At 28.4% G+C, this 19,217-nt stretch carries 19 protein-coding genes; 3 read left to right on the top strand and 16 right to left on the bottom strand.

The features are described from left to right. The 6 genes from PKV21_04190 to PKV21_04165 all read right to left on the bottom strand — a co-directional run. Positions 1-234 (bottom strand): DUF1559 domain-containing protein (locus tag PKV21_04190; GenBank protein HOM26689.1); only part of this gene is annotated, 234 nt, incomplete at its 3' end. A 656-nt stretch (positions 235-890) separates the two neighbouring features. Continuing rightward, positions 891-2,705 (bottom strand): primosomal protein N', encoded by a 1,815-nt coding sequence (gene priA / locus PKV21_04185; GenBank protein HOM26688.1) that lies wholly within the window; start codon positions 2,703-2,705, stop codon positions 891-893. Further along, entirely contained in the window at positions 2,702-3,592 is an 891-nt protein-coding gene (locus PKV21_04180; protein ID HOM26687.1) for a homocysteine S-methyltransferase family protein, read from the bottom strand. The genes priA and PKV21_04180 overlap by 4 nt, the downstream gene beginning before the upstream one ends. Next, complete coding sequence (locus PKV21_04175) at positions 3,585-6,506, bottom strand: glycosyl hydrolase (GenBank protein ID HOM26686.1); 2,922 nt, start codon at positions 6,504-6,506, stop codon at positions 3,585-3,587. The genes PKV21_04180 and PKV21_04175 overlap by 8 nt, the downstream gene beginning before the upstream one ends. Then, positions 6,484-7,380, bottom strand: a complete 897-nt coding sequence (locus PKV21_04170; GenBank protein ID HOM26685.1) for a histone deacetylase family protein — start codon at positions 7,378-7,380, stop codon at positions 6,484-6,486. The genes PKV21_04175 and PKV21_04170 overlap by 23 nt, the downstream gene beginning before the upstream one ends. Further along, on the bottom strand, positions 7,377-8,135 hold the full coding sequence (locus PKV21_04165) for a serine/threonine-protein kinase (GenBank protein HOM26684.1): 759 nt from the start codon (positions 8,133-8,135) through the stop codon (positions 7,377-7,379). Before PKV21_04165 ends, PKV21_04170 begins: the two co-directional genes overlap by 4 nt. A 108-nt stretch (positions 8,136-8,243) precedes the next feature. Here PKV21_04165 and PKV21_04160 point away from each other — a divergent pair, with 108 nt between their 5' ends. After that, positions 8,244-8,873, top strand: a complete 630-nt coding sequence (locus PKV21_04160; GenBank protein HOM26683.1) for a PilZ domain-containing protein — start codon at positions 8,244-8,246, stop codon at positions 8,871-8,873. Between the two features lie 2 nt (positions 8,874-8,875). Here PKV21_04160 and PKV21_04155 read toward each other — a convergent pair whose 3' ends face one another. The 4 genes from PKV21_04155 to PKV21_04140 all read right to left on the bottom strand — a co-directional run bounded on the left by PKV21_04155 (position 8,876) and on the right by PKV21_04140 (position 12,668). Next, a complete protein-coding gene (locus PKV21_04155; GenBank protein HOM26682.1) occupies positions 8,876-10,552 on the bottom strand; it encodes a GspE/PulE family protein in 1,677 nt (558 codons plus the stop codon). Continuing rightward, positions 10,539-11,006 (bottom strand): redoxin domain-containing protein, encoded by a 468-nt coding sequence (locus tag PKV21_04150; protein ID HOM26681.1) that lies wholly within the window; start codon positions 11,004-11,006, stop codon positions 10,539-10,541. The genes PKV21_04155 and PKV21_04150 overlap by 14 nt, the downstream gene beginning before the upstream one ends. Before the next feature lie 21 nt (positions 11,007-11,027). Continuing rightward, positions 11,028-11,225, bottom strand: coding sequence for a hypothetical protein (locus tag PKV21_04145; protein ID HOM26680.1), 198 nt, complete (start codon positions 11,223-11,225; stop codon positions 11,028-11,030). 93 nt (positions 11,226-11,318) lie between these two features. Next, positions 11,319-12,668, bottom strand: a complete 1,350-nt coding sequence (locus tag PKV21_04140; protein HOM26679.1) for a phosphomannomutase/phosphoglucomutase — start codon at positions 12,666-12,668, stop codon at positions 11,319-11,321. Between the two features lie 75 nt (positions 12,669-12,743). Between PKV21_04140 and PKV21_04135 the strand changes: the two genes are divergently transcribed. Together PKV21_04135 and PKV21_04130 are read left to right on the top strand one after the other, a co-directional pair. Next, on the top strand, positions 12,744-13,469 hold the full coding sequence (locus tag PKV21_04135; protein HOM26678.1) for a type II secretion system protein GspG: 726 nt from the start codon (positions 12,744-12,746) through the stop codon (positions 13,467-13,469). A 10-nt stretch (positions 13,470-13,479) separates the two neighbouring features. Then, positions 13,480-13,923 carry a hypothetical protein gene (locus tag PKV21_04130; protein ID HOM26677.1) on the top strand — a complete coding sequence of 148 codons (444 nt, stop codon included), beginning with the start codon at positions 13,480-13,482 and terminating at the stop codon, positions 13,921-13,923. Here PKV21_04130 and rsfS read toward each other — a convergent pair. The 6 genes from rsfS to PKV21_04100 all read right to left on the bottom strand — a co-directional run bounded on the left by rsfS (position 13,920) and on the right by PKV21_04100 (position 19,053). Then, complete coding sequence (gene rsfS / locus PKV21_04125) at positions 13,920-14,258, bottom strand: ribosome silencing factor (protein HOM26676.1); 339 nt, start codon at positions 14,256-14,258, stop codon at positions 13,920-13,922. The genes PKV21_04130 and rsfS overlap by 4 nt on opposite strands. Positions 14,259-14,280: 22 nt before the next feature. Continuing rightward, on the bottom strand, positions 14,281-15,240 hold the full coding sequence (locus tag PKV21_04120) for a Gfo/Idh/MocA family oxidoreductase (GenBank protein HOM26675.1): 960 nt from the start codon (positions 15,238-15,240) through the stop codon (positions 14,281-14,283). A gap of 43 nt (positions 15,241-15,283) precedes the next feature. Beyond that, positions 15,284-17,074 (bottom strand): tRNA uridine-5-carboxymethylaminomethyl(34) synthesis enzyme MnmG, encoded by a 1,791-nt coding sequence (mnmG, locus tag PKV21_04115; GenBank protein ID HOM26674.1) that lies wholly within the window; start codon positions 17,072-17,074, stop codon positions 15,284-15,286. 18 nt (positions 17,075-17,092) lie between these two features. Further along, positions 17,093-18,136 carry a DUF362 domain-containing protein gene (locus tag PKV21_04110; protein HOM26673.1) on the bottom strand — a complete coding sequence of 348 codons (1,044 nt, stop codon included), beginning with the start codon at positions 18,134-18,136 and terminating at the stop codon, positions 17,093-17,095. 36 nt (positions 18,137-18,172) lie between these two features. Continuing rightward, positions 18,173-18,388 (bottom strand): DUF6485 family protein, encoded by a 216-nt coding sequence (locus PKV21_04105; protein HOM26672.1) that lies wholly within the window; start codon positions 18,386-18,388, stop codon positions 18,173-18,175. 101 nt (positions 18,389-18,489) lie between these two features. After that, positions 18,490-19,053: an elongation factor P gene (locus PKV21_04100; GenBank protein HOM26671.1), complete on the bottom strand. Its 564-nt coding sequence runs from the start codon at positions 19,051-19,053 to the stop codon at positions 18,490-18,492. Between the last annotated feature and the right edge of the window lie 164 nt (positions 19,054-19,217).

The raw sequence follows: 19,217 nt of genomic DNA, 5'->3' as shown, positions 1-19,217 counted from the left end.
AAGATATGGACGTGGATAATACTCATTATAATCCTCTAAATACATTTGTAAAGCCAGTCCCACCTGTTTAAGATTATTCATACATACTGCCTGTCTTGCTTTTTCTCTTGCCTTACTTAATGCTGGTAATAACATCGCTGCAAGTATCGCTATTATCGCAATTACTACTAAAAGTTCTATCAGGGTGAAACCGTGTGGTTTTGAGAAAATGCTCTTTGAAAATTTGTTCTTCATAATTCACCTCCTTCTAATTTTGCTAAATTTCTGTATTTTTCAACTATTATAACTTGTTTTAGTAAATTCTACTTAAATATAATATAATTTTTTAATTTTCTTGTCAAATCCAAAAAACTCCTTTCAGGTTAAGACATAGTATCCATGGATATAATATACAAGAAAGAAATATTTGGCTAAGAAGACAATAGAAATATTAGTTCTCAAGAGTAAAAAAGCAAGGGGGAAGCCCACTCAATAAGTTAGAAATATTATACCCAGGTTATAAAGAATTATTAAATGTAATATATTTTTTGATGCGTAAGTAAAGAAGAATTTTTTGAGATTATTAAGATGGCAGTAGATATATAACAGAAAAAGAGTATATTCAACGATAGGGATGACACCTTATGAGAAATTTTGTAAATATAGTAAATTACCTTCTGAAGAAGTTTGTCTATTCTCTGTTATTAATCTAGATGAAATAACTGATATTTTAAACTCTAATTTAAAATTTTTCTCTTACTCCTGAATAAACCTTTTTTAACCAAGGGCCACAAAGTTCCTCAAAAAATCTCTATAAAACAAATTGCTCCCTTAAAGATAAAATTTACAGAAATAATTTACTTTTTGTGTCTTCGTTTAACTTCGCATTGTACTATATTGGATGACTGGGCTCAGAAGACAGGAGGATTGATTTCTATTTTAAAGTCAAGTTTTTCACGAATGTCCATTACTTCTTTATAATCCAGTCTTTTATCATCCTGTGCCTTTAAAATCATCTTTACTTTTTTCTTGCCTCTTTTATCATCTACAATGTCTGAAAAAATTATTTCAAGATTGCTGTTTTCAATAATTTTTCTTAAAAGGTTAACCTTATTTTCAAATGCGGGACTTCTTTTTACCGGTATTTCAATAAGTATTATATCTGAAAATGGAGGATAGCCAACAATTTCTCTTGTTTTAATTTCTTTTTCGTAAAAAACTTCATAATTTTTTGTTTTTAAAGAAGTAAATATTTCAAAATTTGGATTTTTTGTCTGAATTACTATTTTTGTGTTTTTATTTCTCAATCTAAATATAAAGTCATTCAATATAAAAAAGAAAATCTCCTCTGAATTGTACTCTGGAATATTTAAAAAAGAATCTGCATGTGGAAAAATAATTAAACCAAAATCAAATTCATCAAGAATATTTTTTATAACATGCGTACCAACAAAAATATCAACTCCTTTCTCAATTAATTTTTCTTCTGCTGTAAATTTCTGAATTTTGAAATCTGGATATGTCTTTTTAAGTTCTTTATAAATCTTTTCAATTCCAACCATCCTTTCTATTATTTCTCTGCTTTTACAATGAGGACATTTTTTTATAAAGTTTTCAAAAATCTTACAGTATTTACAGTACAATTTATTTTCTTCATTTAGAATAAGTATTGAATTGCATTTCTTACATCTTAAAACATGACCACAATTTGAACATTTAAATGTTTTTGAAGTTCCTTTTCTATTATGAATAATCCCAACTTTTTTTCCTTTTAAAACTGTCTCTTCTATAAGAGAAACTGAAAATTTTGTGAGAAAATCTAAATTTTTATCCATTTCATCCCATCTTTTATCAAGAATAAAGATTTCAGGAGTTTCTTCAAAATTCCTTTTATCAACCAAATATACTTTCTTCTTTTTAATTTCAAAATAATCACAGATAGAAAGAGAATGAGAAGTAAGAATTAGAGGAATATTTTGAAATTTACATCTTTCCTCTGCTACTTCAACAGCATTATATTTAGGATATTTTTTTTCTCTGTATGAAGCATCTATGTAAGAATCAACAATTATAAGAGAAAGGTCTTTAAAGGGTAGAAAAGTTGAAATTCTTGTTCCCAAAACTATTAAATCACATGAATTTAAAACTTCCATGTAATTATTCATCCTCTCCTTTTTATCCATTTCTCCATAATATTCTATAACCTTCCTTTCTGTACTTTCTTTTATTTTCATATAATAATCTTTCAGGATTGATACTTCTGGAAATAAAAAAAACAAAGAACCTCTATTGTGTGAAATTAAATCAATATAAAAATTTAATTTCTCATTTTCATCACCAAAAAGAAAAATCTCCTTTTTAAATTTTTGAGTAAATAGTAATGAATCTTTTTCTTTTTTTTCTGAAAATTTTTTTTCATATTTAAACGGTAGATTTCCAATGATTGAAAAAATAATCTGGCCAGAAGAAACATAATATTTTTCTGAAATAATCTTTGAAAATTCAAAAATTTCTTCTGTTATTAAAGGATTTATATCATAAATTTTTTCTATTAATTTATACTCTGACCTTTTTTCTAATAAGTCATTTACATTTATTACAAAACCCTTTCTTTTTTTTTCTCCAAGAGGAGCAGATACACGAATAAAATTATTTATTTCATATTCATACAGATAATAAAAACTTCTCTCAAGAGGAATATCAAAAATAACTTCAACAAGTTTCATTGATTAGTGTTAGAAAAAAGTTTTATTAAAATTTCTTTAAGATTTTTTATATGTAAAGGTGTAGTTCCACAGCATCCACCTATAAATTTCACTCTATTTTCTACAATATTCAAACAATTTTTTGAAAACTCCTCAATATTTTCCTGATATACAATTTTACCTTCAGAAATCTGTGGTTTTCCCGCATTCGGTTTTATCCACAAAGTAAGACCGGTCAATTCTTTAATTATTTTTACGAACTCAATCATTTCACCTGAACTTAAGCCACAATTTGAACCAATAATTGAAACTTTATTATTTTCAGCCCATTTCACATAATCTTCTATTTTTTGACCCATTAAAGTTCTGTATTCTCTTCCATATGTAAAAGTAAGACATGGAACAATGAAAAAATCTGTATTCTCTCTTAATGTATCAAATGCAATCTTAAGTTCTTCAAGATCCTGAAATGTTTCAAGGACTAAAAAATCTACTGCTGTTTCCTCAAAATTTTTACCTATTTCTTTAAAAATATTTTTTGCTTCATTAACTTCTAAGTTTCCATAAGGTGTAAGTAATTCTCCAGTAGGTCCAATATCTCCAGCAATTAAAACATTTTTAAATTTTTCTTTAACACTGGAAGCAATTTTAAAGGCATCTTTAATAATTTTTTCAAATTTATCTATAAGTTTCTTTTTTTCAAGTATTTTTCTATTTGCTCCAAAAGTATTGGTTAAAATTATTTCTGAACCACATTCACAATATTCTGTATGGATTCTTTTTACAATTTCAGATTCTTCAATATTTGCAATTTCAGGTGTGATTCCTTTAAAACCAAGTTTTTCAAGATATGTTCCCATTGCACCATCCAAAATTACAAACTTTTTATTTTCAAATATTTTATCCATTTTTCTCTATTAAACAGATTTTTCCAATACCAAAAGGTAAAACAGAATAGTCAACTGTTCTATCCTTGCTTTTAAACCATTTCTTACCCCAATCAACAAATGAAAAAGGACCAACAAATTCTGGATTATGTTCCTTTAAATGATGAGGTCCCAGTAAATTTCTTAAACTTGAAAAAAGTTCAATCTCAATAATATTTTTACCTTCCTTTAAATATTCAGTTATTTCAATTTCATAAGGAGGAAGATAAACAATACCTTTTTGTTTTTCATTTATTTTTATTTTTGCCACAACACATTTAAATTCTTCAAATTTTAAAAATGTTTTTTTTATATCTTTAATTTCAATTTCTTTAAATGCCTTTATACTTCCAGAGTAGAAAGGATATCCCTGTAAATTAATGTCATCTTCATTGATTTCTTTTTCCTTTACTGCAATAGTAAAGTTATTCAGATAATAACCTCCATTTTTATATTCAACCTTTTTTGCCTTTACAACAAAATTTCCAAGCAGATATATATTTTCAATTTCAATACCATCTTTTCTGAAAATTAAAGTATTTTTAAATTCAGGAGGAATAAAGGTAACATCCATTTCAATTTTGTTTTTACCCCTTTTTATATAATTTTTAGGTATTTTTATCTTTTTAAATGATGGGTCAAGCCATTCTTCCATACAGTCCTTTTTCAGAATTTTATTATTTATTTTTAAATTATATTTTTCCAACTGTTCAACGACTAAATATAAATCATTACTGAAATTTTCGTTTTCAAATTCAAAAAGTAATTTTATCTTCTGTCTGACATTCTCTTTTTCAAACAATTGCTGAATCTGTAAAACAGGCATTTTTCCAGACCATCTTTTATCCTTTTTCTTTTTAAACTTACACATATCAATAACAAGGACATTCTCAGAAAGTGGTTCAATTTTCCAGTTTTCAATATAAGATTTTAAGATTTTTTCTTCTTTCCTGTTTTCATTTAGAATTAAAGGACTTTCACTCTTATCAATCAAAAAAAGAGAAGAACCGACAGGTGGAAAATAATCTTCAATTAAAATACCTTTTTTCTCTTTTTTCACACCTTTAACATTTATTTTTCCATTAAACAAATCCAAACTGTAAACTTTTCCCTCATATTTCAAATTTATAAAAACCTTATATGATTTATCAAGTGAAATATTATTCAAAAAAATTGCTTCAATATCTTCATCAATTTTTCTTCTGTGAATAAAAATATCTAAAATTTCCTGATTATTATCTCCATAAATTTCAAAATCTCTTTCAACTACATTTTTTAATTCTTTAATCAGGGATTGAATAGAAGAATATAAAATACAACTTCTCTTAATACTAATATCTTTTCTCTCTCCTTCTATTAAATATGGAAAGAATTTTTCTGAAGCAAAAACTTTCCCACCCTGATTAATAAACTCTTCAATCAGTTTTAATGTTTTTTCCCTTAAAGTTGTCATTGCCGGTAAAATTATATATTCATATTCACCTCTTCCTATTTTAAATTTCCCATCCTTAACCTCTCCATACTTTTCAATCAATTTTTCACTTCCAAATTCATATTCAAAGTTGTTTTCAAGAAGTTTCTGTGTCAATTGAGAAAGTTCTTCATCATAATCTGTAAGTTTTTCACTTCCTTTTAAACTCCAGCCAGTTTCAACTGGATGAATTACAAGAATATTTGCAAGAAATTTTCCCTGACTCATAATAAAGTTAAGTCGAGCAAAATAATCTTCAAGTTCTTTCTGATATCCCCAGTATGGTTGATGATGAGAAATTGTTGGCGGAAAATCTCTTTTTCTGCATCCTTTTAAAGAATACAAATACAGATGTGGACAGAAAAAATTTATTCCAAGAGAAATATGCCAGTCACCAATCCACTTTCTTTCTGCAAGAGTAAAATTCTGTCCTGAACATCCATATAATTCACTTAATACTCTTTCTTTTCCAAGTTGATTGGATACAGAACTACATTGTTTTAAAGTTAAAGGATTTTTTAAATTTCTGCCAAGATGGTCAACACCAGGCCATTGCATGAATTCATATAAAGACATAACATCTCCAACAACTGAAATCTGTGTTTTAATGGTATCTTCTCCAAGATAATGACCTGTAAGTGAAATCCTATTTTTTTCACAGAAATTATAAATATTTTCTCCAAAATTTTCTATAAATAATTCACTTATTAACCTTGAATAATCATATCTTACTTTTTCATAATCTTCCTTTTCTTCAATTAACAAATTTATTCTTTCATAGATATCATAACCAAATTTTGATTTAAAAATTTTTCTTAAATTTTTTGTCCATGGGAAGTAATAAAAATTTTTATCATTCTTATTTACAGTTCTTCCGTGAAAATAATTTGGTTCATCTGTAAAAATTGCTGGGACAGTATTAGGAATATAGTTTTTTAAAAATTTAACATATTTTTCATAGGTTGATTTTATAAAATCATTTATTGTTTTTTCATTCATTGTATCAACATATGTCAAACCATTATACCAGTCAGATTTTACACCTTCTAAAACCTTTTTCATCCACTTTTTACCCCTTTTCCAGACCTTTAAAATCTTAATTCTATTTTCCTTTTTCTTTGCAACAATACCACCTGCAAAACCACTTGGCCATCTATCTTCATCGTATAAATACATTTTCATTCCATTTTCTTTAGCATATTTAACCACCTCTTTTATACAATCCATCCATTCATCTGATAAATAAGAAGTAATAAGTCCTATTCTTGAATGCATAAAACCCCCTCCAAAACCACCCTCTTTCATTTTATCAACCTGATATTTCAACTGTTCTATTTTCAAATCATCATTCCACGACCAGAAAGGAGCACTTCTATAAATTACATCAGGATTTTTAAGTCCATCAATCAATCTTTTTTCTATCATTGCTTGCCTCCATTTTTAATACTTTTTCAAATCCAGAAACAAAACAATAAACAAGATTACCTATTTTAAATATATTATAACCACCTTCTAAAATCAAAAATATTTTTTTGCCGAGAGAAGCAATTTTTTTACCAATAATATAATAATCTGTTTCAGTTAAAGAAAGTTGTAATAAAGGGTCTTCTTTAAAAGCATCAAAACCACATGAAACACCTATTATATCAGGTGAAAAATCTTTTATTATTTCAAGACATCTGTCAAACTTTTCCATATATTTTTTTGAACTTGTATAAGGTGGAATTGGGAAATTATAACAATTTTCAAAAGAATATTTACCTGTTCCAGGATAAGCAGGATATTGATGAATTGAAACAAATATAACATCTTTTTCATTTTTTAAAATTTCTTCTGTTCCATTACCATGATGTCCATCTATATCAAGAACTGCAACTTTATAATTTTCTAAAAGGAGTTTCTTTACAGAAATTGCTATATTATTGAAATAACAAAAACCGCCTATATTATTTTTACCTGCATGATGTCCCGGTGGCCTTCCAAGAGAAAAACCAATTTCACCTGAAAGTGCTATTTCACTTGCTCTTATTGCTGCTCCTGCGGATAAACAGGCATAATAAAATATATTCGGTATATTTGGACAATCAGGGTCAAAAAAATCGTTTTCTTTTACTTTTTTTACCATTTCAGGAGTATGAACAAGATATAAATCTTCTTCCATACAGGGATTGGGTTCTACAAATCTAAAATTACCCTTTTTTTGTAAATAATTAACTATACTTTCTACTCTTTCAGGTGAATCAGGATGGGAAATTTCTCTGTATTTTAAGAATTCTTCAGAATAAACAAACTTAATCATTCAATTTTCCTGGTCTCAAGTATATAAATAATCCCTTCCATACTTTCAAATCTATTTTCAGGTTCAGGCTCTGTTGCTATTTTAACTATATTTTTTATTTTTTCTGGAAAAGGAAAATTCAATTCTCTATAAATTTTTTCAATTGTCTTTCCAAAAGAATAAATATCACTTTTTTTATCTGCTTTTTTTCCTTTATAAATCTCAGGTGCTACATATCCTTCTGTTCCTCCCCTAAATTCCCCTCTATTTAAAATTCCCCTATCAACTTTTGAAAGCCCGAAGTCCGTAATTTTAATTTTTTCAAGTGAATAAGTTATTAGAATATTTGAAGGATTTATATCTTTATGAACTATTCCATTTTGATGTATATAAGCAATCCCTTTTGCTGCTTTTATAATTATATCAATTACATTTTTCTCGTTAAAAAGATATTTTTTTGTTCTGATGGCTTTTATCAAATCAGTATCAAGATATTCCATTAAAATAAAAAAATTCCCATTTTCCTGAACAACATCAAAAACCTTAACTATATTAGGATGTTCAAGTGATTTTGCTATTTTTCCCTCTTTTATAAACTGTTTAATTTGGTTTCTTTCAAATCGTCTCGGATGTAAAACCTTAACAGCAATAATTGAATTGTATAAAGGCAAGGGCTCAATTGATTCAGCACGATAAACTGTTGAAAATCCGCCAGAACCAACCATTTCTTTCAATATATATCCTTTTAAAACATAACCAGACCTAATTTTTTCCATTTTTTTTCTCCTAAACATTTCTATTATAAACCATTTTTATTTTTTTTTCATCAAATATTGCTATTTTAAAAATGTCAAGGGTAAAATAGAATTAAAGGGGAAATATTAATGAGAATTGAGGATGTAAGGGAAATTAAAAAAGTTAAAATTTTTATAGATAATGAAAAAATAGATGGAGAAATAATTGATATAGATAAATGGGGAAAAATGATAATTTCTGTCCCTCATAGAACAAAAACAATTCCTGTAGAACTGGGTAAAAGAGGAGAAATTTTTTTTGAGAAAAACGGTTTGGAATTTTTTATTTCGGGGAAAATTTTTTCTCAGGGTATTGAAAGAATGTTATTTTTACCTGAAACAGATATTCTAACAGAAAAAAGAAAAAAAGAGAGATTTGAAACACCTTTTATTAAATGTATTCTAACCAAAATCCCTTATAAATTTCATAAAGAAGTAATCATAGGAAATATTATAGATATTTCTTTTTCAGGTACTAAAGTTGAAACCCCTATTGCCTTAAATATAAATTTTTTCTATGAATTAAAAACTGATTTTATAATAAACCGTAAAAGTTATTCTTTCAGTGTAAAATGTAAACCGAAATACATAAATAAAAAGAGAAACATTTTTTTCTGTGGATTGGAATTTACAGAAATGGATTATTTTTCACTTGAAAATCTTAAAAAATATATTAAAGAACTTGCTCATCAACTCAAAAGAGATGCTCTAAATTACTGACTCTAATCCTCTTTTCTTGTTGTATAAAGAACTTCTGAAATTGTTGTTATTCCTGCAAGAACTTTTTTTATCCCGTCTTCTCGCAGTGACTCCATACCGGACTTTTTAGCAATTTCTTTTATTTCTATCATATCAGGATTTTTTATTATCACTCTTCTTAACTCTTCATTTATAACCATCAATTCAAAAATACCTGTTCTTCCACCATAACCGGTTCCATTACATAAATGACAACCCTTTCCTCTATAAAATTTCAAATTATCTTTTTCAAGTAATGATGGGTCAAGCATTTTTATTTCTTCAGGGTATGGTTTATATTCTTCCTTGCATGAAACGCATATACTCCTTACTAATCTTTGATTTAATACTCCTATTAAAGAAGAAGAAATCAAATATGATTCAACTCCCATATCCAGAAGTCGGATAATTGCACCTGGGGCTGTATTTGTATGTAAAGTGGACAAAACAAGATGGCCTGTCTGTGCTGCTCTAAAAGCAATTTCTGCTGTTTCTATATCTCTTATTTCACCAACCATTATTATATCCGGGTCCTGTCTTAAGATTGACCTCAATGCAATTGAAAAAGTTAAACCTGATTTTGGATTTATCTGTGTTTGATTAACATTTTTAAGATGGTATTCCACAGGGTCTTCTACTGTTATAATTTTTCTGTGAGTACTATCAAGTTCATTTAATGAAGAATATAAAGTTGTTGTTTTACCACTACCTGTTGGACCTGTAACCAGAATCATACCGTAAGGTTCATCGAGAAGGATTCTCCACCTGTGAAGAACTTCGGGAAAAAAACCAAGTTGTTCCAGACCCGAAATTATGTTTTTTTTATCCAGAACTCTTAAAGCAACCATTTCTCCAAAAATTGTTGGAAAGGTTGAAACTCTTAAATCAACATCTCTTCCATATAATTTCATTTTAAAATAACCATCCTGAGGAACCCTTTTTTCTGCTATATCAAGATTTGAAAGTACTTTTATATGAGAAACAATTGAAGAATAAAGTTCAAGAGGAGGAGGTGGAAATTCATAAAGAAGCCCGTTTATTCTGTATCTCAATCTCAAACCTTCTTCTTCTATTTCAAGATGAATATCTGTTGCTTTCAATTCCATTGCTTTTGTAACAAGTTCTTCAACTACACTAACAGCTGACGATTCTGAAACTTCCCTTACTCTTATTGGCTTAAATACTTTTTCAGGCATTTCTTTTTTTTCTATAGGAGAAATAACATCAATTCCACCCTGTGATATTACTGTTTCTATTATTTCCTTCACTTCATATTCTTTAACCAATCTTGTTTCAATTTCCATTCCTGATATCTTTTTTATTTCATTTATAACATCTTCATCTACCGGGTCAACCATTGCACAGACAAGTTTATTATTTCCCCTAAATATTGGAATGACTCTATATTTTCTGCATGTAAATTCAGGAAGCATTTTTAAAATTTCTTTATCTATATTCATCTGACTTAACTGAACAGGAATACATTTAAGTTCTTTTAAAGCAAAATTATACCATCTTTCAGCAGATAAAAGTCCAAATTTAATGAGTAAATAACCAAAAGGAGTACCTGTTTTTTCTTTTTCCTTCAATACTATTTCTATCTGGTCATCCCTGATATTTTCTTTTTCCTTTAAAATTTTTATTATTTCATTTCTTTTCATTTTTAATAATCCCTTTCAATTCCTCTTCGGTCATCAAACCCACTTTCTTTAAAATTATATAACCTTTTTCATCTATTACAAATGTAGTTGGAACAAATCTAATACCTCCGTATAAATTTTCTATCTTTCCATCACTTATACAAATGGGATAACTGATATTATATTTCTTCACAATCTGTTCAATTTCTTTTTTCTTCCCTGTTAGTTCAATTCCAATAATCTCAATTTTATTTTTGTTTTCATTATAGAATTTAACAAAATAGGGAATTTCCTCTTTGCATGGAGGACAAAGAGTAGCCCAGAAATTCAAAATAACTTTTTTATCCTTATAATTGGAAAGTTTTATTTCTTTACCATCAATTGAATTTAAAACAAAATCAGGTGCTTTAATTAATTCACCTCCTGATAGAATAAAACACAAACATGCTATAAAAATTAAAATTAGATTTCTCATCGTTTCTCTCCTTTAAATTTTTTAAATTTTACTCTTTAAAATTTCAAGTTTTTCATCTATTGAAATCAGATGTCTTACCAAACAACTTTTATTTTTCTCATCCCACCACGCACAATTTTCTTCTATGCACATATCAAAATCTTCCACCTGCTCAGGCACTCCAAATGCTGCTTCTCCAAGAGGTCTTTTCTGAATTCTCAATCTCAACGGACATTTCATTTTTCATCCCCCCTTTCTCCCACCTTTAAGGTGGGCTTGGAAAATAATTGACGGACAAGGGTTTTCAACTGTCATTTTTAGTCTTTTAAAAAATTATTTAAAATTTCCAATTTTTTCAATAAATTCTCTTTTTATTTTATTAAGATCTTCCTCTGTTTCTCCTTCAATTCTAACCACAAGTGCTGGCTGGGTATTTGATGCTCTCAGTAATGCCCATCCAGAGGGATAATAAACCTTAACACCATCAATATCGTTTATTCTATATTTTCCCGCATAGAACTTTTTTACCTTTTCAACTATTTCAAATTTTTCTTCATCAGAAACTTCAATTCTTATTTCAGGTGTTGAATAATATTTTTTTACATCTTTGAAAAATTCAGATAGTTTCTTATTCTCTTTATCCATAATCCTTAATAATCTCAGGCAAGCATATATTGCATCATCATAACCGAAATATTCATCGGCAAAGTATAAATGCCCTGAAAGTTCTCCTGCAAGAGGTGATTTTTCTTCATGAAGTTTGTTTTCAATTAAAGAATGACCCGTTTTCCACATAACCGGTTTTCCTCCGAGTTTTTCTATCACTTCTTCAAGGGATTTGGAACATTTAACATCAAAAATAATCTTTGCACCTTTGTTTTTAATAAGAATATCTTTTGAATATACTATCATTAATTTATCACCCCAGAGAATATCTCCATTTTCATCAACTACTGCAAGACGGTCTCCATCTCCATCAAATCCAAAACCACAGTCAAGATTATTTTCTTTAACTATTTCTATCAGGTCCTTTAAATTTTCAGGAACTACAGGGTCAGGAAGATGATTTGGAAAATTACCATCGCTTTCAAGATATAATCCAACAAATTCAACATTAAGTTTTCTGAACAATTTCTCTATCAAAGGACCTACTGTTCCATTTCCTGTATCCACACCAACTTTTAGTTTTTTATTAAATTTAAATTTTTCAACCATAAATTTTATATATTCATCAATCACATCTTTTTTATCTAACTTTCCATTCCCTTTTTCAAAATCCTCTTTTTCAATTATATCTGCTATTTTTTGAATTTCCTTTCCATACAAACTTTTATTTCCTACAACCATTTTAAAACCATTGAATTGAGGTGGATTATGGCTTGCAGTAACCATAATACCTGAACCATATTTATAAAAGTGGACAGAAAAATATAAAAGAGGAGTTGGAATAATTCCTATATCAACTACTTCACAGCCAGTATCAATAAGACCTTTTATCAATTTTTCTTTAATCTCAGGAGTTGTAAATCTGTTATCACCACCAACACAAACATTTCCAATGTTTTGCCTTTTAATATAAGAACCAAATGCTTTTCCAATGTAGTAAGGTAAGTCCCCTTTTAAGTCATCTTCATAAATACCCCTTATATCATATTCCCTGAATATTTTTCTGTTTATTTCCATATAAAAAATTATACAAAAAAAATTGAAAATTGACAATAAAGAATAAAAGTAGGTAAAATTAGTTAGGAGGGAAAATTGAAAAAAGGATATGTTTTAACGGAACTGATTGTAGGTTTAGTTATATTTATTTTACTTGCAACAGGTATTTTTTTAGGTGTTAAAAATGTTATGGATAGAGCAAAGGTTATGAGTGCAAAAGTACAGATTTCACAACTTGCTCTTTTACTTGAACAGATAAAAAATGATACTGGATATTACCCTGCATTTCTCTCTGATTTAACACTCAATTCACCTCCAAAATTACAGGAAAAAGGATGGAATGGTCCATATACAAACAAAATTCCTTTTGACCCATGGGGAAATCCATATTTCTACAAAATCCCTCCTACAACCGTCTTTTCTTCTCCAAAATTACCAAGGGTTCATGGAAAACCGGATACTTATACAGCAAATTTTGATGCAATAGAAGGAAAAGGTAGAATAAGAGTTGAAAATTACGGTGTAACTTCCTGCTCAATTTATATAAATGGAGTTGAAGTTGTAAAAGAAAATGAATTTAGAAATAAACCCAAACCACAGATAATAGAAAAGGAAGTAACACTTAAAGATGAGAATAATACTTTGACATGGGCAAGGAGTACACCTGGAGATTTTTTATATTTCAGTATAATTGTTGATAATATGCCAACAGGTGAATATTTTATAGTTGGAAGTTATGGTAAAGATGGGAAAGAAAGTGGAAAAGGATACAATAAGGATATTGTTTGGGTTTCAAATAAATATCCAAATTTTCAGGAATAAGAGGTGAAAAATGAAAAAAAATAGAAGGAAGAAGTATCTTATAAACAAACCTGTCCAGTTTATTTTTAGTGGTATTACAATTTATTTTATCATAATAGCTATAATCCTTATTGGAGGCCTTACATACTTTATCACTTTAAATACAATTTTATCTCAACTTGAACTTGAAAAGAAGATTATAAATGCATATGAAATAATTAAAAATATTAATATTCTTCTTTTGAAAAGAATTGGAATTCTTATGTTATTGCTTATATTTCTTACTTTTTACCTTGAAATAAGATTTTTACACAGAATCGTTGGCCCATTATATAGAATTGAAAAATCTTTAAATGAAATTATAGAAGGTAAAAGTGTTGAATATATAAAATTAAGAAAGAAGGACTTTTTGAAACCTTTTGCTGAAACATTTAACAAATTAATAGATTATATAAATACAATAAAAAAATCTTAAATTTCAACTATCCTTGCTTCTGCCCAAAGTTTTTCAAGTTTATAATAATTTCTTGTTTCAATTAAAAAAATATGTACTATAATTTCTCCATAATCTACAAGTATCCATCTGCCATCGTCTATCCCTTCAACAGAAACAGGTGTTTCTTTTAAGTTTTCAATAATATTTTCTGCTATTGCTTTTGTCTGTATTAATGACTCCCCTGATGCAATAATAAAGTAATCTGTAATCCATGTAAGATTTTTTAAATCAAGAACAACTACATTTTCACCCTTTTTATCATTTATTAGTTTTACTATCTTTTTTATTCTTTTCAGATTTTCACTATCGCTCATATAAAAATTATACCTTTTAAAATTACATTTTAACAATTCTTTTTTCTTTCGCTGATATTTCTGCACACAGACATATTTTTAATATTTCTCTTGCTTCCAATGCCTTTTCTATGTTAAATTTACCTTCCTGAACTTTTTTTAGAAAATTAACAGTATCAACTCCAATATCAATTTTTTCCATTTCAATTTCTCTTTTTCCTTCCTTTTTATTTATAAAATAAAGTTTTCCCTTTTCATAATAAAAAATCCCTCCATCACCTACAAGTTTTATCCTTGTATCAGAGACATCTTTTATTCCCATTCCAAATTCAATTGTAGATATAATGCCAGATTTAAATTTAATATTCATTACTGAAAAAGTTAAAGACATAATTCCTTCAGATGAATATTCAATATTTTCAAAAACACTCACTTCTTCCACATCTTTCCATATATCAAGTAATTGACTTACAAAATGAAAATGTTGCCAGAGATATACAGGACCTGACAGAGAAATTTGAGAATACCAGCCACCTAAAAAGGAAGAAATATAGGAAAAATTGTAAGATAGGGGCTTTTCTATTAAATTTAAATTTTTCTTTATTGTATAATGAGGATTTTCAAGAAGTTGGGTTAAACTTACCCAGTAAACAAGATTTTTTTCTTTTGCTAAATTTATAAGTTCCTCAAGTTGTTCAAGTTTTAGAGTTGGTGGATATTCTACAAGAACATTTTTGTTACTTTCAAGCCCCTTTTTAGCAATTTCATAGTGAGTCGCATTTGGAGTAGAAACTGTTATTGCATCAATGTCTGGATTATTTAACACATCATCAAGTGAATCTGTATATTCTATCCCGTATTTTTCTGAAAAACTTTTTGCTTCTTCAAGAAAAGGAGAATAAACAATCTTAACTTCTCCTATCTGACTTCCAATAATTGATTTTGCCTGAAAATTTGCTCTTCCACCTGCTCCAATTATTCCAACTTTAACTTTTCTCACCATAAACCTCCTTTTTGTCAAATATTAAAATATCACAAATTTAAATTCAAGAAAATTTTTTTAGGTAAACCATAAGAATTGAAATTGCAGAAGGAGTTATTCCTGAAATTCTGCTTGCCTGACCGAGATTTAATGGTTTTAATTTTGACAATTTTTCTTTTATTTCAAGAGAAAGACCTGGAATTTTATTATAGTCAATATCAGACGGGATTTTTATTCTTTCAAGATTTTTGAACTCCTCTATTTCTCTTAAATTCCTTTCAATATAAGGAGCATATTTTATTTCAACCTCTGCAGTAAAAAGAGTATCCTCCTTGAAATCGCTTACAAAATCTATAAGTTTAACCTCATGCCTTCTTACATATTCAAAAAGGGATATATTTTTACCATCAACATTAATTTTTCTACTTTTCAATATTTCTTTAATTTTTTTAATATCTTCAATTTTTTTTCTTGTCCTTTCCCATTCCTCTTTACTTACAAGTCCAATTTTATATCCTATCTCCCTCAATCTTATATCTGCATTATCCTCCCTTATCATCAATCTATATTCAACCCTTGAAGTAAACATCCTGTATGGTTCATTTGTCCCTTTTGTTGTCAAATCATCTATTAAAACACCTATATAACTTGTTGTTCTATCAAGAATTAAAGGTCGCTCATTTTTAACTTTTAAAGAAGCATTTATACCCGCTATCAATCCCTGACCAGCCGCCTCTTCATAACCTGTTGTTCCATTTATCTGACCCGCTAAAAATAAATTCTCAACCAGTTTTGTCTCAAGTGTCGGATATATATTCAGAGGATTTACAACATCATGTTCAATGCCATAACCATATCTTAAAATTTTAACATTCTCAAGCCCTTTTATAGTATGAATAAACTCATCCTGAACATCAACAGGTAAACTTGTAGAAATTCCGTTTGGATAATAAATATTTACATCTTTCCCTTCGGGCTCTAAAAATATATGATGTCTCTGATGATGAGGAAATTTTACAACTTTATCTTCAATTGAAGGACAATACCTTACTCCTGTACCTTTGATTATCCCTGTAAATAAAGGACTTCTATCAAGGTTCTTTTTTATAATCTGATGTGTTTTCTCATTTGTATAGGTAATGTAACAGGGAAGTTGTTCAATTTCAATTTTATCGGTTGAAAAAGAAAATGGTCTGATTTTTTCATCTCCATATTGTGGAGTTAGAGAAGAAAAATCAATTGTACTACCATCAAGACGAGCACATGTTCCTGTTTTAAATCTCATAATTTCAAATCCAAGTTCTTTAAGTTTATCAGATAATTTCTTACTTACTTTTTTATCTTCAATTCTTCCTGCTGAAAAACTTTCAAAACCTATATGAATAACACCATTTAAAAAAGTACCAGGTGTAAGGATTACACATTTTGAAGATATAAACTCCTCGCCATTTATTTCAACTCCTAAAACAGATTTATTTTTCACGATTATGTCTGTAACCTCTCCTTCAAGTATTTCAACATTTTCTTCAATTAATTTTTTCATATATTCATTATATTTTCTTCTATCAACCTGTGCTCTACTTGACCATACCGCAGGACCTTTTGAAGTATTTAATGTTCTGAATTGTATACCTGTTTTATCAGTTGCTTTTGCCATTTGACCACCAAGAGCATCAATTTCTTTAACTATCTGACCTTTGCCAACTCCACCAATAGCAGGATTACAGGACATGTAGCCAATCTTTTCTTTTTCAAATGTGATAAGTAAAACCTCCATCCCCATCTTTTTACAGACCATAACACTTTCAATACCAGCATGTCCTCCACCAATTACGATAATGTCATATTTTTTCATTATTAATGAAAGGAAATTTTAAAATACAATCACTTTATATTTTGTTGTACCGAGTCCAATTTTTTCTGCATATCTAAATTGTGTAGTATAATCTACTTTCGGCTTTATTTCTAAAAATACATCCTTTTTATTTATTTCTCTTATTAAATCAGAAGAACATTTATCAACTGCAACCGGATCATCAGAAACACATACACCTATATCTTTTGATAATATTTCTCCTGGATTTGAACAGCAATCACAATCTCCAGCAATATTTGTTAAAAAATTTATCGCCAGAAATTTATCCTTATAAAATTTTATTATTCCATAGGCATACTCAACAATTCTTTCCTGAAATTCCTCCGTTGTTACACTTGACCATGGAATATTTATCGCACCAAAGGGACACACATGAATACAGAAAGCACATCCCTTACATTTTTCTCTATCAATAAATGCTTTTTCATTCTTCAGAGTTATGGCATTGAATAAACAATTCTCAACGCATTTCCCACATCCTTTACAAATAGAGTTATTAACAACAGGAGATATATTTGAATGCATTGCAAATTTACCTTTTCTTGAAGCACAACCCATTCCAATATTTTTCAGTGTCCCGCCTATTCCTGAAAGTCCATGTCCTTTAAAATGTGTTATTGCAATCATACCATCAAATTTTTCATATTCCTTTGCATAATAGAGTTTTTTAAAATGTTTACCGTTTATATCAATATCAAATTCATAATCAGCATCAAAACCACCTGCAATTAAAATAGGAATACCGAGTTTGTCATAACCCTTCTTATAAACAACTTCAAGATGGGAAAAAGTATCATCCCTCTCACCTCTGTATAAAACATTTGTATCTGTAAGAATACCTACAATATTTTTCTCCTTCAATTTATTAACAATTGGCAAAACAAAATCAGGAGAAACATTATTATTATGATGTGAATTTCCAAAATGAATTTTAAGACCAATTTTATCCTTTTCACTGAAATTTTTTAAAAAATCAAAACGATTCAAAAAATCATCAAGTTTATCTATTTTTTCAAAAGGTAAAAAATACACATTTACCATTTTTTTATACCTCCTGTTTCAGAAATTTTTTTGACTTTACTTTAGATTAAGTTTTTCGCTCCAAACTTTTATAAAATACTCAATTGACCTGTTATATGTTTTCTCTGCTTCCGGTGGAAAAAGGCATCCAGGCAGTTCCTTTCTTGACCAGTGAGAACTTAAACATTCACAGCATACACCTCTTTTTGAACAACTTTTATAAGAACAGGAACAATTCTTTAAATTTCTTTCTAAATTTAAACATTCAGCCATTTTGTCCTCCTTTTTTGGTAACTTTTAAAAATTATACAACAATTTTAAAAAATTGAAAGGATACATTTATTTTATAAAAATCAATGAAAAAAGCGAAAAATTTATTTATGGACTCTTTCAAGATATTGATTTGTCTTTGTTGAAACCGTTACAATATCTCCTTCCTTTAGAAATTGAGGAACTAGTATTTCCATACCATTTTCAAGAGTTGCACTTTTCCATGTACTGTCTGTTCCTCCTTTTATCCCTTCCCCTGTTGTTACCACTTTTAAATCAACAAATTCAGGAATTACAACACTTACAGGATTACCCTCATAAACCTGAATTTTCAGTTTAACCCCCTCTTTCATATATCTTTTAAAATCACCAATTGTATATCCAGGAAGTTCAATAATCTCAAATGTTTCAGGATGTATAAAGTAAAAATTATCTCCATCTGCATAACTGTATTCCATTTCAATCTCCTCAATATCAACATTCTCTATTTTTTCATCAGGTGATAATCTTAAATCGTGAACATGTCCTGTTTTCAAATCCTGAAGTTTAAGATGTGTATAACTTGAAAACTGGGCTGTTCTGGCTTTTGTCTCTGCTTCAATAACCTTATACAATTTCCCCTCTCTTTTTATTATCATTCCTCCTTTCAATTCAGACGCATTCACCATCTTTGCCCCCTTTTTACCATTTCTATTTTATCCTAAATTTTTAATCTTTTCAAAAAATATATTTTTAAATTTGACATATCATTTAAGTTACGATAGATTGCAGAAAGATAAAAAGGAGGAAAGATGGAAAAGTTTATTATAAGCAGGGATGATAGTATTTATGA

The sequence above is a fragment of the bacterium genome, assembly GCA_035371905.1.
Lineage (GTDB): Bacteria > Ratteibacteria > UBA8468 > B48-G9 > JAFGKM01 > JAMWDI01.
The sequence above is the reverse complement of the archived record's forward strand: the minus strand, read 5'-3'. Positions and strand labels throughout refer to the sequence as shown.

Excerpts from the sequence above, each read along its gene's own strand:
- mnmG (HOM26674.1), bottom strand. The coding sequence starts at position 17,074 with ATGAAAAAATATGACATTATCGTAATTGGTGGAGGACATGCTGGTATT.
- PKV21_04170 (HOM26685.1), bottom strand. The coding sequence starts at position 7,380 with ATGATTAAGTTTGTTTATTCTGAAGAATTCTTAAAATACAGAGAAATT.
- PKV21_04120 (HOM26675.1), bottom strand. The coding sequence starts at position 15,240 with ATGGTGAGAAAAGTTAAAGTTGGAATAATTGGAGCAGGTGGAAGAGCA.
- PKV21_04145 (HOM26680.1), bottom strand. The coding sequence starts at position 11,225 with ATGAAATGTCCGTTGAGATTGAGAATTCAGAAAAGACCTCTTGGAGAA.
- priA (HOM26688.1), bottom strand. The coding sequence starts at position 2,705 with ATGAAACTTGTTGAAGTTATTTTTGATATTCCTCTTGAGAGAAGTTTT.
- PKV21_04165 (HOM26684.1), bottom strand. The coding sequence starts at position 8,135 with ATGGAAAAAATTAGGTCTGGTTATGTTTTAAAAGGATATATATTGAAA.
- rsfS (HOM26676.1), bottom strand. The coding sequence starts at position 14,258 with ATGAGCGATAGTGAAAATCTGAAAAGAATAAAAAAGATAGTAAAACTA.
- PKV21_04160 (HOM26683.1), top strand. The coding sequence starts at position 8,244 with ATGAGAATTGAGGATGTAAGGGAAATTAAAAAAGTTAAAATTTTTATA.
- PKV21_04110 (HOM26673.1), bottom strand. The coding sequence starts at position 18,136 with ATGGTAAATGTGTATTTTTTACCTTTTGAAAAAATAGATAAACTTGAT.
- PKV21_04140 (HOM26679.1), bottom strand. The coding sequence starts at position 12,668 with ATGGAAATAAACAGAAAAATATTCAGGGAATATGATATAAGGGGTATT.
- PKV21_04105 (HOM26672.1), bottom strand. The coding sequence starts at position 18,388 with ATGGCTGAATGTTTAAATTTAGAAAGAAATTTAAAGAATTGTTCCTGT.
- PKV21_04130 (HOM26677.1), top strand. The coding sequence starts at position 13,480 with ATGAAAAAAAATAGAAGGAAGAAGTATCTTATAAACAAACCTGTCCAG.
- PKV21_04175 (HOM26686.1), bottom strand. The coding sequence starts at position 6,506 with ATGATAGAAAAAAGATTGATTGATGGACTTAAAAATCCTGATGTAATT.
- PKV21_04100 (HOM26671.1), bottom strand. The coding sequence starts at position 19,053 with ATGGTGAATGCGTCTGAATTGAAAGGAGGAATGATAATAAAAAGAGAG.
- PKV21_04150 (HOM26681.1), bottom strand. The coding sequence starts at position 11,006 with ATGAGAAATCTAATTTTAATTTTTATAGCATGTTTGTGTTTTATTCTA.
- PKV21_04180 (HOM26687.1), bottom strand. The coding sequence starts at position 3,592 with ATGGATAAAATATTTGAAAATAAAAAGTTTGTAATTTTGGATGGTGCA.
- PKV21_04155 (HOM26682.1), bottom strand. The coding sequence starts at position 10,552 with ATGAAAAGAAATGAAATAATAAAAATTTTAAAGGAAAAAGAAAATATC.